A 13,509-nucleotide genomic window follows, 5' to 3' on the forward strand; every position below is an offset into this window, starting at 1 on the left:
GCTCAGGCGGGTTCGATCCTGCCATCAGCTACGCGGTACCGGGCGGCGGTGGCAGGCACCGCTTCGAACAGCGACGGTTCGGTGCCAGTCATCCAAACCTGACCGCGCCCGGCGAGCCGATCGAACAGCGCGGCGCGGCGGCCGGGATCGAGATGCGCGGCGACTTCGTCGAGCAGCAGGATCGGGCTGCGGCTGGCGCGGTCTGCCACCAACTCGGCATGGGCCAGCACGATGCCGAGCAGCAGTGCTTTCTGCTCGCCCGTGGAGCAGAGATGCGCCGGCTGCGCCTTGTCAAGATGCTTCACCTGCAGATCAGCGCGGTGCGGACCCACCAAGGTTCGGCCGGCGGCGGCATCGCGGCGGCGGCTTTCGCGAAGCGCGGCGGCGAGCGCCGGCGCGTCGCCCTGCCAGCCTTCGAGCGCCAGCCCGGCGCGGGCGAACGGGCCCGGAGGCTGATCGGCGAGCCGCGCGCCCAAGGCCGCGACGGCCTCTCGTCGCGCGGTATCGATCGCGGCGCCATGTTCGGCCATTCGCGCTTCCAGTGCATCGAGCCAGGCAGGGTCGGGCGGAAGTTCGTCGGCAAGCAGCCGATTGCGTTCACGCATCGCCGCTTCGTAGCGGGTCGCTTCATGGGCGTGACGGGGGTTGAGTGCCAGAGTCAGCCGGTCGAGGAAACGGCGGCGGTCGCCCGGCGCTTCCAGGAACAGTCGGTCCATCGCGGGCGTGAGCCACAGCACCACCAGCCACTGCGCCAGACTGGTCGCCGCCGCCGTGGCGCCGTTGATCCGGACGATCCGGCGCTCCGGCGCATCGGGCCTGGTTCCGGTGCCGATCTCGGCATCGTCGAGCGTCGCGGCGACGCCGAACCCGCCGGGGCCGCCCTGTCGGGCCATCTCACCCAAGGGGGCTCCGCGCAGGCCGCGCCCGGGCGCGAGCAGAGACACCGCCTCCAGGATATTGGTCTTTCCCGCACCATTTTCGCCGCTGAGCACGACAAACGCGGCACCGGGTGCGAGCAGCGCATCGGCGTGATTGCGGAAGTCGGTGAGCAGGAGACGCTTGACGGCCATGAAAGCGGCTGTAGCGCAGCACCTTGCCCACGAACACCGCTTGGCCGATAGACCGGGGCGAAGGGATAGAAACACATGATCCGCAAGACACTCACCATTGCCGCACTCGCGCTGGTTGCGGCCTGCTCCAAGGCGCCCGAGGATGTGACGGCGCGCTATGCCGCTGCCGGTGGCCGCGGCACGATCACCGTGAAGGCCGCCGCCAATGGCGACGCCAAGGTAGAAGCCGGCCCGCAGACGCTGATCCGCAAGGGCGGTACCGATTATGTCGTGATCACCGAAGGCAGCGAGAAGTTCGCCGCTAGCTTCAACGATTTCGTAGGGGCGACGCAGGACATCGCCAAGGAAAAGGGCATGAAGCCCCAGCCGCTGCCCCAGGATCCGGAATATGAGGCGGTGGAAGTGGGCGAGGAGAAGGTAGCCGACCAGAAGGGCACGATCTGGAGCATCCAGCCCAAGGGCAACCCTAATGGCGATTCGATCCGCATCGTGGTGAGCAAGGATTCGCGCTACGCCAATGTCGCGGCGGCGATCGGCATGCAGACCCGCCTGACCAGCGCCCGCATGGCGACCATGTTCACCAGCATTCCCAAGGCGGAAAAGACGCTGGAAGACGTGATCGGAAAGGGCATGGTGCTGCGCCTGGGCGACGCGCTGACGCTGCAGGACGTGAAGGCGGGCGCGATCCCCGCAAGCGAGTTCGCGTTGCCGAAGGTGCTCGACCGCGCGGCGCTGCGCCAGCGGATCATGGACCAGGCCAATAAGGCCCTCGAAGCCGCCAAGGCTGCGGGCGACAAGGAAGGTGCGGCACCGACACCGGGCGCGACCGCTGCGCCGGCCCCGGCTCCCGAAGCGAGCCCCGCCGCCAAGTAAGCGCTCCGCTGCGCAACAGAAAAGGCGCCCCGGCTTCGGCCGGGGCGCCTTTTCTTTGGCGGATTCGACGGCGAGGCGGCGGCTACAGCGCGCTGATTCCCGCCGCAGCGAGCCGTGCCTGTGCGGTGCGGTAGCGCGCCGGATCGGCGATGCCCAGGCGCCGCCGGGCCGCCGCAAGCGGCTCCTGCAGCAGTGCCTCATAATCCTCGCCGTGCAGCCAGCGGGCGCGCTTGCCGTGGCGATATCCCTCCCAGATCGCGCGAATGCAATCGAAGCGCCCGGTGGTGCGGATGCTCTTCAGCGCACCGCCCAGCGCGATGAACCCCCAGCCAAGGCCGCCGGTCTGCGCATAGGAAAATGCCACCAGACACAGTTCGCCCAGATGCTCGTCGGCCTTATAGCCGGTCAGCACGTGCCAGATATCGTGGATGTCGCGCTCGCGCCGGCCCATCCAGGCATAAGGATGCTCGACATCGATGCCCTGGAAGCCTCCTTCGACCATGCTGACCTGCACCAGCCCATCGGCCGAATAGCCGGTGCTATCGAGGAAGTTGCGATAGGCTGCGCCCAACGTATTGGGTGCGAAACTGTCGATCCACGTCCGATCGGACAGCCGCTGTGCCAGTTCCAGCCGGCGATACGCGAGCTTGCCCCCGCCTTGGACGCGCAGGAGCTTGCGATAATTGCGCTGCGTGACGTCGCCATTGAGCGCGCGCATGATCCGGAAGACCTGTTCGGTATCATCGCCATTGGCGAGCAGACGGCGAAGGGCCGCAAAGGCCGTGCCCCATTCCCGCCGCAGCGGCACACCGGGATTGAGCGTCTGGGGGGGCTGCGTCGCCATGCCATCCGATCCTATTAACTGACATAAGTGTTAATAGAGGAGGCGACTTCGCGTTTCAAGCGGCCCGAGCCGGACGACGAACCCAGGGAGATCCGCCGCCCGACCCAAGTCCCGTAAGTGCGACCCTCGGGGCATGACCATGTAATGCCGCGCTGCGGTGCCGTGGCCAAGCCGGGGAAAGCGCGGAAGGCTTCGGAAAGCCCGTGTAAACCACGGCAAGCGCTTGTCGATGAACGGGTTTTTACAACCCGGTCAAACCCGCATCGGCATCAGTACGTAGAGTGCAGGCGATGTATCGTTCTCGCGGATCAGCGTCGGTGCGGCGGCATCAGCGAGATGTACTTCAACTAGATCGCCCTCGATTTGGCCGAGAATGTCCATCAGGTAGCGGCTGTTGAAGCCGATCTCGAAGCCCATCGCGGCATATTCGCCAGGGACTTCCTCGGCCGCGACGCCGTTCTCGGGGCTGGTGACCGAGAGTACCACCTTGTCGCGTTCCAGCGCCATCTTCACGGCGCGGGTCTTCTCGGTCGCGATGGTCGAGACGCGGTCGACGCCCTGCATCAGGCTCTTCGGATCGAGCTTGAGCAGCTTGTCGTTCGCGGTCGGGATCACGCGGCTGTAATCGGGGAAGGTGCCGTCGATCAGCTTGGATGTTAGGATCGCCTGGCCCAGATCGAAGCGGATCTTCGACGGCGAGAGCGACACGCCCACCGAACCGTCGACCTCGTCGAGCAGCTTGCGCAGTTCGCCCACGCACTTGCGCGGCACGATCACGCCCGGCATCGAATCGGCGCCTTCGGGGCAGGGCACGGTGACGCGCGCCAGCCGGTGGCCGTCGGTGGCCGCGGCGCGTAGCAGGCGATTGGCATCGTCGGTCACGTGGAAGAAGATGCCGTTCAGATAATAGCGCGTCTCTTCGGTCGAGATCGCGAAGCGGGTCTTGTCGATGATCTGCTTCAGCGTTTCGGCCGGCAGCTCGAACGTGGTCGGCAGCTCGCCCTCGGCGATCATCGGGAAATCGTCGCGCGGCAGCGTGCCGAGCTGAAAGCGGGCGCGGCCGGCCACCACCGTCAGCTTGCCCTCGGCCGCGGTGAGCACCACCTGCGAACCTTCGGGCAGCTTGCGGACGATGTCGAACAGCGTGTGCGCCGACACCGTCGTCGCGCCGACCTGGTCGACTGCGGCGGGAATCGTTTCGTCGATCTGCAGATCGAGATCGGTGGCCATCAGCCGCAGCGATCCGCCGAGCTGTGCATCGATCAGCACGTTGGACAGGATCGGAATCGTGTTGCGCCGCTCGACCACGGACTGGACGTGGCTCAGGCCCCTCAACAGAGTTGCGCGTTCGATCGTCGCCTTCATGTACCTCAAACCCCCGGGCCGTCGCCCTAGCTTTTACCCGGCGCGACCCGGCCGGTGGCAGTGCGCCATGCTGTACCCTTAACGCGAAAAAGGGCCGGAGCAAGCCGCTCCGGCCCCCTTTTCCACAGTCCAGACGCCTTTTCGGCGATCAGAAGCGCACGCCGACGCCGGTGACGATCTGGTGGCGTTCCGGATCGACGCCGTTCGACTGCGAGCCATAGTTGGAATAGCGATACTCCGCCTTGGCGAACACCTTGTCGGTCAGCTTGAACTCGGCGCCAGCACCCAGCCGCCAGCCGTCGAGATTGTCGCGCGAGCGCAGATCGAGCGCGGGCGTGCTGTTCGGCGAAGTATAGTCGGTGATGAACTGGGCGTTGGTGTAGCCTGCCTTGGCGTAGATCAGCGTGCGCGGGCCCGCGAGAAACCCGAGGCGACCGCCGACATAGAGGTCGCGGCCGGCCTTTACCCGCAGCCGATCACCCTGATTGATGACGTTGCTGGTGCGATCGCTAATGCTGGATCCGGTCACTTCGCCTTCGACGCCGAACACGGTGCTGCCGCGCTGCACGTCATAGCCGATATTGCCGCCGAAGGTGACGCCGTCGCGCGAGGCGTCATAGGACGATTTGTCGTTCACCCGATCCCAGCCCACGATCGCTTCGGCATGCGAGCCGGAGAAGTTCGAATCCTGTGCGAAGGCCGGTGCGGCGATGGCGGACGATGCGACGAGCGCGGCGGCGATGATCTTGATACGCATATCATACTCCTCACTAAGGCCGCTTCGGAAAGCGGCCGGATTGCAGCCGCAGGCGACACGCCTCGGCTGCGCGATCTTCGGAACGGCGGGGGCAAAGCGCGTCCACGACCGGGCGATGCAGTGCGACGCCCGGCGTTCTGTGCCTCCCTCGTTCGTTCCGGCGCTCGTCGTTCGCGAGCGAAACGACCGTTGCGCCATGCTCGCTGTCGCGCCGCTGAACGAAATCGGGCCAAAATGGGACATTGCGTTTCGCGGAATTTCGACCGAGAGATGCGGCATGCCGAACAAGCGCAAAGGCCGCGATTTCATCGCGCGGCATGGCGAGACCGTGTTCAACATCGCCCGCCGGATGCAGGGCGATCATCCGCACACCCCGTTGACGCGTGCCGGCTTTGCCCAGGCGGACGCAATGGGTGCCGCGCTCCGTGAGATGCTCGGGTCGCGCCCGAAGCTGACGCTATGGGCGTCCAGCGCCGGCCGCGCGCTGCAGACGCTGGCGATCATCGCCGAGCATCTCGAGCTCGACTGGCACCAGGCGCGAACCGACGACCGGCTGATTGAAATCGGCATGGGCCGATGGAGCGGCCGTTATTATGCCGATCTGGAGCGGGAAGTCGGCCCGTTCCTCGATCCCGAGCATGGGCTGTACAGCCGTCCGCCTGAAGGCGGCGAATGGTATGACGCGATCGCCGCGCGCGTCTCGGGCTGGCTGGCCGATACCGCGGACGATCCGGGTGACCGGCTGGTCATCATGCACGGCATGTCCAGCCGCATACTGCGCGGGGTGATGACCGGGCGCGACGTTCTGCCGCAGTTCAACGCACCAGTGGCGCCCGACCTGCCGCAGGGATCGATCGTCCGTATCGAAGCCGGGGTGGAGACGGTGGTGCATCTGGGAACCGGGCGCGGCGCCGCGCCGGCATGATCGCGCTGCTCGCCCTGTTGCTGGCGGCGTGGCAGGCGCCGGCGGGGCGATCGGCGATCGGCATCTACCAAGGCTGGGGCGCATTTCGCGAGGCGGCGCCGGCGCATTGCTTCGCCATCGCACAGCCGATCGATCGAACGCTGCGGCGGGATGCCTTTGTCAGCATCGCCAGCTGGCCGGGCCGGGGGCTGCGCAACCAGCTGCACGTGCGGCTGAGCCGCGCCCGCAGCCAAGGCGCACGCGTGGTGCTGACCGCCGGCGAGCGGCGCTTCACCCTGCTCGCCGGGCCGCGCGACGCATGGGCGCCCGATGCCCGCACCGATGCGGTAATCGTCGCGGCGATGCGCGGCGGGCGTGCACTCAGCGTCGAGAGCGTCGGGGCGAATGGCGCGCCCTTCGCCGACAGCTACGCTCTGGAAGGAGCGGCCAGCGCCATCGACGCGGCGGCGCTCGCCTGCCTGCGCTGACCGATCGGCTCAGATCCCCGCATACCATTGATAGCCGTTGGTATCCTCCCAGGTGCCGCCCTTGCCTTGGCCGATCCTGGCGAGCGAGGCGACCGCTTCGATCCGCATCAGATATTTGGCGTGCTTGTAGCCCAGCTGGCGTTCGACCCGCAGTCGCAGCGGCGCGCCGTGGCCAATATCGAGCAGGTGATCGTTGAGCGCCCAGGCGAGAATCGTCTGAGGGTGCAGTGCATCGACCATGTCGATCGATTCGTAATAATTGGTGTTGCCGTATCGATCGGCGCAGTGGAACACGATGTAGCGTGCCAGCGGGCTGATCTGGGCGGCCTGCAGCACCGTGGCGAGCTGCGGTCCCTGCCACTTGCCGATCGCGCTCCACCCTTCCACGCAATCATGCCGGGTAATCTGCGCGCGCTGCGGCATCGCCTGCAGCTGCGCGAGGCTGAGGTGCAGCGGACGAGCGACCATGCCTTCCACCGCCAGCCGCCAATCGACGAAGCGGGTGCCGGCGTGGATGTTGTATTCCGGCGTATTGGGATGGTGCGTGCCGTTGACGCGGAAGCGGGGGCTGCGCTGGTCCGCGCGAAATTCGGTGGCGAGCGCGCCGCGGCCGACCGACCGCTGGAGGAAGCGGTGTGCCTCCTCGGCGCTGGCCAGGACCGGGCTGTCGGTGAACGAATCGCAGCTGGCGAGCAACCCGGCGGTGCCGGCGACGAGCAGGTTGCGGCGGGTTAGGATCATGGCCGTTTCTCCCTGGGCACGCGCCACCATCCCGTGATCATTGAACGCATCTCATTGATCGGCCCGGCGAGCAGCACCAGCACGACGTGGACAAGTACGAAGACGAGGATGAGCGCCATCACGATGAAATGCACCGAACGCGCCGATTGGCGCCCGCCGAACATGGCGGTCAGCCAAGGCCAGGCCGCGTCCATGCCGGGCGAAAGCGCAAGGCCAGACAGGATCACGCCGGGCAGCAGCACGAAGAGCGTGCCGACATAGGCCAGCTTCTGGAAGATGTTGTAGGCGCGCGGGTTTTCCGGATCGTGGAAGCGCAGGGCAAGATGCGCCTTCAGATCGTCCCACAGGTGGCGCGGCCCGAGTTCGCGGGCACGGATGCGCAGGTCGCGGGCAAGATGGCCGCTCGCCAGGCTCCACAGCAGATAGGCAAGCAGGCCGAACGCCAGCACCAGCGCGAAGAACAGGTGCCAGTGCCGCGCGCCGGCCAGGCTGTAGTAGGACGGGATCGTCACCCACCCGGGAAAGCGCGGCAGGGTGAGCCAGGCATGGTCGAAATTCGCGCCATATTGCCCCCAGTAGAGCCGGGGATGCGCATTGAAGATCATCAGGCCGCTACCCACCATCACCAGCAGCGTGGCGGCATTCATCCAGTGCCACAGGCGCGTGAACAACCGGTGACGGTAGATCCTGCGGGAGTCTTCGGCCATCTGCTTGTCCCTGTTCGGTCCCGATCCGCGCTCCTCCCGAGAGAGGGCGCAAGGCTGTGCAAGTGCGCGGTTTCAACAATAGGAGATTCGGCGGACAAGCGACATTGGTTTCACGTCCGCTGCAAAAATGCCGGAGCCCTGATGTCTGCCGATTATCATTTCTACGAACCCGCTACCGGCCATGGCCTGCCACACGATCCGTTAAACGCAATCGTCGGGCCGCGGCCGATCGGCTGGATCAGCACGGTTTCGACCGGGGGCGTGCGGAACCTTGCCCCATACAGCTTCTTCAACCTGTTCAACTATCGCCCGCCGATCCTGGGTTTCGCTTCGATCGGATGGAAGGATAGCGTCGCTAACATCGCGGATACCGGCGAGTTCGTCTGGAACCTAGCGACGCGCCGGCAGGCCGAAGCGATGAACGCGAGCGCAGCGATGGTCTCCCCGGAGGTCGATGAGTTCGCGCTGGCGGGCCTTGCGGCACTGCCGTCGCGCCTGGTCCGACCGGATCGGGTGGCGGAAAGCCCGGCGCAGTTTGAATGCCGCCTGACCCAGTTGATCCGCCTGGAGACAAAGGACGCGGAACCGATCGACAGCTGGCTGGTGTTGGGCGAAGCGATCGGCATCCACATCGATTCGGCGATGCTGGAAGATGGCGCGTATCAGACCGGCCGCGCCGGCCCGATTCTGCGCGGCGGCGGACCTGCTGATTACTTCGAGATCGGCCAGGCCGCGCTGTTCAGGATGGAGCGTCCGCGCTGAGCGGCGGCTCCGGCAGGATCGGCGGGGTCGAATCCGGATAGGTCAGCCAGTTCTGCCAAAGCTGTCGCGTGCGTGCCCGCGTGAGGTCGATGCGGCAGCTGAGATATTTGGCGCCCCGAATCGTGCCGCTCCGCCAATACAGGTACAGCGTGTCGCACTCGGCCTTCCGCCAAGCGACCCAGCGCGCCTGCGCATCGTCGAATGCCTGGCCGACGGCCAGGCCGTCGGCAGCGGCCTGCTTCCGGGCGGCTGCAAGATAGCGCGCCAGTTCGACATCGGCGGCGTTGCTGACCTTGCCGAGGCAGGTGTCCATCTCCACGGTGGTCTTTGCCTCGGGGCAGGGACCAACCGGAGCGGCGATTGCGATACTCAGCAGAATTGGCAGCATGGCGACGATCCTAGTCGAACCCTATGAATGCCCTCAATCGAGCGCGGCGAATTTTTCTTCGGCTTCGCGATCGAGCTGCGCGCGGCTTTTCTTTTCCGATGCGGTCTTCAGCTGGCCGCACGCGGCATCGATGTCGCGCCCGCGCGGGGTACGGACCGGTGCCGAGATGCCGCCTTCGAAGACGATGTTGGAGAAGGACTTGATCCGCTCCGGCGTTGAGCATTCATAGGCTGCGCCCGGCCAGGGGTTGAACGGGATCAGGTTCACCTTGGCCGGCAGCTTGTACTTGCGCAGCAGGCGGACCAGCTCGCGCGCATCGGCGTCGCTGTCGTTCTTGTCCTTCAGCATCACATATTCGAACGTGATACGCCGGGCATTGTTGGCACCAGGATAATCGGCACAGGCCTGGAGCAGCTCCTCGATGCCGTACTTCTTGTTGAGCGGCACGATCTCGTCGCGCACTTCCTTGGTGACCGCGTGGAGCGACACCGCGAGGTTTACGCCGATCTCCTCACCCGCGCGCGCCATGATCGGCACGACGCCCGAGGTGGAGAGGGTGATGCGGCGCTTGGACAGCGCAAGGCCGTCGCCGTCCATCACTATCTGCAGGCCGGCTTTCACCTCGTCGAAATTATAGAGAGGCTCGCCCATGCCCATCATCACGATGTTGGTGAGCAGGCGCCCCTCGGGCTGGCTGGGCCATTCGCCGAGCGAGTCGCGCGCGAGCATCACCTGGCCAACGATCTCGCCGGCGGTGAGGTTGCGTACCAGCCGCATCGTGCCGGTGTGGCAGAAGCGGCAGTTGAGCGTGCAGCCCACCTGGCTGGAGACGCAGAGCGTGCCCCGATCGGCGTCGGGGATGAACACCATCTCGTAATCCTGCCCGTCGGGCGAGCGGAGCAGCCATTTGCGGGTGCCATCGTTCGAAACCTGCGCTTCGACGACGTCGGGGCGGCCGATGACGAAACGCTCTGCCAGCCAAGGGTGCTGTGCCTTGGCGATATCGGTCATCGCCGAAAATTCGGTGGCGCCGCGATTGTAGATCCAGTGCCATAGCTGCTTGGCGCGCAGCTTGGCCTGTTTCGGCTCCATGCCAGCTGTCTCCAGTGCGGCGCGGATGCCCTCGCGCGGCAGGCCGATCAGGTCGACACGACCATCGGGGCGCACGCTTTCGGCACGCGGAACGGGCACGGGATCAATGTGCCCCGGGATGGGCATGGGAGCGGCCGACACTGTCTGCATCGCGTGCATATAGTCGAAAAACCATGCGGTTTCCAGCGGCAGCATTGCGCTGTGCGATCGTTCGCGCCGTCCCGTCCGTGCCACGATCTGTCGTGATCAGCCTGGTGGGCCAGAACCCACGCCCCAGCTGAACGTTACTCCCTTCGTAGAGAGTTTCATTGTTGCGAGGAGATGATGATGAAAATGCTGTTTTCGACCATGGCCGCCGCAGGCGCCCTGATGGCGACCGGCGCGATGGCTCAGACCACCCCCGCCCAGCCGCCGATGGGCCAGACGGCTCCCGGGCAGACCATGCCTTCGCAAAGCATGCCTTCGCAGACGGCGCCCACCCAGGCGGCACCGGACGCTGCGGCACCGGCCACGACGGCGACCAGCGCCGTCAGTGACACCGAGGTGAAGCAATATGCCGCTGCTGCGCTCGCCGTGAATAAGATCAGCACCGATACGACTGTGCCGGAAGCTGAGAAGAACACTCGCTTCGTCGCCGCGATCACCACGTCGGGCCTGCAACCGCAGCGCTTCAACGAGATCAGCCAGGCGATGGCCGCAGATCCCGCGCTGAATCAGCGGATCCAGGCCGCCGCGGCGCAGGTGCAGACCAGCGGCCAGTCCGCTCAGGCGAGCACACCGAGCGGCCCTTCGGGCAACTGATCGAATAGCTCCCTATGGCGGCGGCGGTCCTGATGGACCGCCGCCGTTTTTGTATGCTCTACTGTCATGCTTCCGGAACGAAAGCGCGCCACAGGCTCCGCCACGGGTTCGTTTCACAAGGAAGCAGGATGATGGGTAAGGGGTTTGCGATCGCTGCTGCGGCACTGTTGATGGCGATGGCGCCGGGCGGAGCGGCGCCCGAGGGTGACAGCCGCCTGGATTCCCTGCGGCTCGATCAGGTGCAGGTGCTGGGCTCGCACAATAGCTATCGCCCCTATCCCTTGCCGCAGGTGGAGGCTCGGATCCGCACTTTGACGCCGAAGAGCTGGGAGGGGCTGGCCTATGGCCATCCGCCGCTAGAAAGCCAGCTGGCACTTGGCCTGCGCCAATTGGAGATCGACGTTGCCCCCGATCCCGAGGGCGGCGCCTATGCCGCGCCCTATGCGGATGGCACTGCGGAGATTCGGGCGGAGATGGCGGCGCCCGGCGCCAAGACGATCCATATTCCGGGGCTCGACTGGCAGACGCACTGCCGCACCTTTCGCAGCTGCCTGCAAATCATTCGCCGCTGGTCCGATGCGCATCCGCGGCACCTTCCGATGATCATTCTGGTCAACGCCAGCGACGTGCGGCCGATTCCAGGCCTGCGCACTACCGATCTCAGCTTCGACGCGGCGGCGCTCGACGCGCTGGACGGCGATATTACCGCTGCGATCGGCCGCGACCGCGTGATATCGCCCGACGATGTCCGCGGCACCGTCCCGACATTGCGCGAGGCGGTGCTGGCGCATCGCTGGCCTACGGTCGGCGCCGCGCGCGGCAAGTTCCTGTTCGTACTCGATACGTCCGAGGCCAATGCGGAGCGCTACCGCACCGGCCATGCCAGCTTGAAGGGTCGAATGATGTTCGGCTGGTATCCGGAAGCCGCGCCTGAGGCCGCATTCTTCAACATGCAGAACCCGTTGCAGGAGCAGGCGACGATCACCGCCCGGGTCCGCGCAGGCTTCATGGTCCGCACGCGCGCCGATGCGGAAACAATCGAGGCGCGCACCCACGACACCCGCCGGTTGGCGGCGGCGATCGGATCGGGCGCGCAGTTCATCAGCACGGATTTTTATGAAGGTGCGCCCGATCCGCGCGCGCTGAACTTCCGCGTCTCTCTCCGGGGGCGCAACTGGACCTGCAATCGCGTTACCGCACGCTGTCCGAAATGAGGCGGGTCGCGGGAACATTTTTGTGGGAAGCGTGAACTACCCCGTTCAGGCTGCGTTTCGTTGGCTTCCCGTAACGCCTTCCGCTGCCGGTACATGGCGGAAACGCGAGGCGGGTACCGACGAAACATGAGCGCAGTACGGGATCGCGATGGCCCTGATTGAACATTTTCTCGACCGTGCAGTGAAGCGCGGCCAGCTTACCCTTGTCCGCGCCGACGGCGCGTCGCGCCAGTTCGGCGTGCCGGATCCAGCGCTCGCACCGGTGGCGATGCGGCTGGGGCCGGGCGCCGAAGCACGGATCGTGCGCGATCCCGCGCTCGGAACCGCTGAAGCCTATATGGACGGCAGCCTGAACCTGGAGCAAGGCGACATACTCGACCTGCTGACGCTGGTCACCGCCAACAACCGCTGGGAAGCGAGCGCCACCGTGCTCCATCCCTCGCCGCTGCGCCTGATGACAGGCAAGGTCTCGCACTGGATCGGCCGCACCAACATGGCGCGAAAATCCAAGCGGAACGTGGCGCACCATTACGATCTTTCCGCTCGGCTCTACGATCTGTTTCTCGACGCCGATCGGCAATATAGCTGCGCCTATTTCACCGATCCCACCAACAGCCTCGAACAGGCCCAGCGCGACAAGAAGGCGCATATCGTCGCCAAGCTGGCAATCGAACCGGGCATGCGCGTACTGGATATCGGCTGCGGCTGGGGCGGCATGGCGCTCTACATCCATGCAACGACCGGCGCCGAGGTGCTGGGCATCACCCTGTCCGAGGAGCAACTGAAGATCGCGCGCGAGCGTGCGGCAGCGGCGGGCGTTTCGGACAAGGTGAAGTTCGAGCTGATCGACTATCGCGCACTCACCGGCCGCTTCGATCGGATCGTCTCGGTCGGCATGTTCGAACATGTCGGAACGCCGCAATATCGCACCTTCTTCGCGAAGTGCCGCGAGCTGACGACGCCCGATGGCGTGATGCTGCTGCACACGATCGGGCGGGCGGGAGCGCCCGGCTATACCGATGCGTTCACGCTCAAATACATCTTCCCCGGCGGCTATATTCCGGCGCTGTCGGAGATTGCCCGCGGCTATGAGGGGCTGCGCTATTTCCTCACCGACCTGGAAGTGCTGCGGCTGCATTACGCGTATACGCTGAAGGCCTGGTACGATCGCACCGTTGCCGCGCACGACGCGATCGTCGATCTCTACGACGAACGCTTCTTCCGGATGTGGACCTATTATCTCGCCGGATCCTATGTGAGCTTCGTCAATGGCGGGCTGGTCAACTACCAGCTGCAGTTTGCCCGTTCGCGCACCGCGCTGCCGATCACGCGTGACTATATGCTGGAGGCGGAAGCGGCGCTGCAGACCGAGGCGGGCCCATCGATGCGGCTCCGTTCGGTCTAGCCGCGGCGGCGCAGGGATAAGCGGATATTGCGCGGCGGGCGCGGGAACCCTAGAGGCCCCGCGATCCAACAATCCCTTTTACCCCGGAGTCGCTGCCC

General features: G+C 65.8%; 15 protein-coding genes. 7 read left to right on the forward strand and 8 right to left on the reverse strand.

Going from position 1 to position 13,509, the window contains the following annotated elements:
- Positions 1-2 precede the first annotated feature (2 nt).
- Positions 3-1,070 carry a DNA replication/repair protein RecF gene (gene recF / locus ACNFJ7_RS13665; RefSeq protein WP_019367651.1) on the reverse strand — a complete coding sequence of 356 codons (1,068 nt, stop codon included), beginning with the start codon at positions 1,068-1,070 and terminating at the stop codon, positions 3-5.
- A gap of 75 nt (positions 1,071-1,145) precedes the next feature.
- Here recF and ACNFJ7_RS13670 point away from each other — a divergent pair, with 75 nt between their 5' ends.
- The gene (locus tag ACNFJ7_RS13670; protein ID WP_019367650.1) at positions 1,146-1,943 is read left to right on the forward strand and encodes a hypothetical protein; all 798 of its coding nucleotides are present in this window, start codon (positions 1,146-1,148) and stop codon (positions 1,941-1,943) included.
- Positions 1,944-2,025: 82 nt separating this feature from the next.
- Here ACNFJ7_RS13670 and ACNFJ7_RS13675 read toward each other — a convergent pair whose 3' ends face one another.
- The 3 genes from ACNFJ7_RS13675 to ACNFJ7_RS13685 all read right to left on the reverse strand — a co-directional run bounded on the left by ACNFJ7_RS13675 (position 2,026) and on the right by ACNFJ7_RS13685 (position 4,909).
- Complete coding sequence (locus ACNFJ7_RS13675; protein WP_019367649.1) at positions 2,026-2,787, reverse strand: Coq4 family protein; 762 nt, start codon at positions 2,785-2,787, stop codon at positions 2,026-2,028.
- A gap of 252 nt (positions 2,788-3,039) precedes the next feature.
- Complete coding sequence (gene dnaN / locus ACNFJ7_RS13680) at positions 3,040-4,152, reverse strand: DNA polymerase III subunit beta (protein WP_019367648.1); 1,113 nt, start codon at positions 4,150-4,152, stop codon at positions 3,040-3,042.
- A gap of 148 nt (positions 4,153-4,300) precedes the next feature.
- Positions 4,301-4,909, reverse strand: coding sequence for an outer membrane protein (locus ACNFJ7_RS13685; protein ID WP_019367647.1), 609 nt, complete (start codon positions 4,907-4,909; stop codon positions 4,301-4,303).
- A gap of 277 nt (positions 4,910-5,186) precedes the next feature.
- On the opposite strand from ACNFJ7_RS13685, the gene ACNFJ7_RS13690 reads away from it, so the two are divergent.
- The gene (locus ACNFJ7_RS13690) at positions 5,187-5,834 is read left to right on the forward strand and encodes a histidine phosphatase family protein (protein ID WP_026008794.1); all 648 of its coding nucleotides are present in this window, start codon (positions 5,187-5,189) and stop codon (positions 5,832-5,834) included.
- The gene (locus tag ACNFJ7_RS13695; RefSeq protein WP_019367645.1) at positions 5,831-6,301 is read left to right on the forward strand and encodes a hypothetical protein; all 471 of its coding nucleotides are present in this window, start codon (positions 5,831-5,833) and stop codon (positions 6,299-6,301) included. Before ACNFJ7_RS13690 ends, ACNFJ7_RS13695 begins: the two co-directional genes overlap by 4 nt.
- Positions 6,302-6,310: 9 nt before the next feature.
- On the opposite strand, the gene ACNFJ7_RS13700 is transcribed toward ACNFJ7_RS13695, so the two are convergent.
- Both ACNFJ7_RS13700 and ACNFJ7_RS13705 read right to left on the reverse strand, forming a co-directional pair.
- Positions 6,311-7,042 carry a molybdopterin-dependent oxidoreductase gene (locus ACNFJ7_RS13700; RefSeq protein WP_019367644.1) on the reverse strand — a complete coding sequence of 244 codons (732 nt, stop codon included), beginning with the start codon at positions 7,040-7,042 and terminating at the stop codon, positions 6,311-6,313.
- The gene (locus tag ACNFJ7_RS13705; protein ID WP_026008793.1) at positions 7,039-7,749 is read right to left on the reverse strand and encodes a cytochrome b/b6 domain-containing protein; all 711 of its coding nucleotides are present in this window, start codon (positions 7,747-7,749) and stop codon (positions 7,039-7,041) included. Before ACNFJ7_RS13705 ends, ACNFJ7_RS13700 begins: the two co-directional genes overlap by 4 nt.
- 141 nt (positions 7,750-7,890) lie before the next feature.
- Here ACNFJ7_RS13705 and ACNFJ7_RS13710 point away from each other — a divergent pair, with 141 nt between their 5' ends.
- Positions 7,891-8,511, forward strand: a complete 621-nt coding sequence (locus ACNFJ7_RS13710) for a flavin reductase family protein (protein WP_019367642.1) — start codon at positions 7,891-7,893, stop codon at positions 8,509-8,511.
- Here ACNFJ7_RS13710 and ACNFJ7_RS13715 read toward each other — a convergent pair.
- Positions 8,489-8,899: a lysozyme inhibitor LprI family protein gene (locus ACNFJ7_RS13715; RefSeq protein ID WP_019367641.1), complete on the reverse strand. Its 411-nt coding sequence runs from the start codon at positions 8,897-8,899 to the stop codon at positions 8,489-8,491. The genes ACNFJ7_RS13710 and ACNFJ7_RS13715 overlap by 23 nt on opposite strands.
- A gap of 33 nt (positions 8,900-8,932) precedes the next feature.
- The gene (gene rlmN, locus ACNFJ7_RS13720; RefSeq protein WP_026008792.1) at positions 8,933-10,141 is read right to left on the reverse strand and encodes a 23S rRNA (adenine(2503)-C(2))-methyltransferase RlmN; all 1,209 of its coding nucleotides are present in this window, start codon (positions 10,139-10,141) and stop codon (positions 8,933-8,935) included.
- 177 nt (positions 10,142-10,318) lie between these two features.
- Here rlmN and ACNFJ7_RS13725 point away from each other — a divergent pair, with 177 nt between their 5' ends.
- The 3 genes from ACNFJ7_RS13725 to ACNFJ7_RS13735 all read left to right on the forward strand — a co-directional run bounded on the left by ACNFJ7_RS13725 (position 10,319) and on the right by ACNFJ7_RS13735 (position 13,411).
- Positions 10,319-10,792, forward strand: a complete 474-nt coding sequence (locus ACNFJ7_RS13725) for a DUF4168 domain-containing protein (RefSeq protein ID WP_152997896.1) — start codon at positions 10,319-10,321, stop codon at positions 10,790-10,792.
- 131 nt (positions 10,793-10,923) lie between these two features.
- Positions 10,924-12,006 carry a Ca2+-dependent phosphoinositide-specific phospholipase C gene (locus ACNFJ7_RS13730; protein WP_236704522.1) on the forward strand — a complete coding sequence of 361 codons (1,083 nt, stop codon included), beginning with the start codon at positions 10,924-10,926 and terminating at the stop codon, positions 12,004-12,006.
- A gap of 148 nt (positions 12,007-12,154) precedes the next feature.
- Positions 12,155-13,411, forward strand: a complete 1,257-nt coding sequence (locus tag ACNFJ7_RS13735) for an SAM-dependent methyltransferase (protein ID WP_019367637.1) — start codon at positions 12,155-12,157, stop codon at positions 13,409-13,411.
- Positions 13,412-13,509 lie beyond the last annotated feature (98 nt).

Origin of the sequence: Sphingomonas sp. HT-1 (assembly GCF_048568905.1) — a bacterium.
Lineage (GTDB): Bacteria > Pseudomonadota > Alphaproteobacteria > Sphingomonadales > Sphingomonadaceae > Sphingomonas.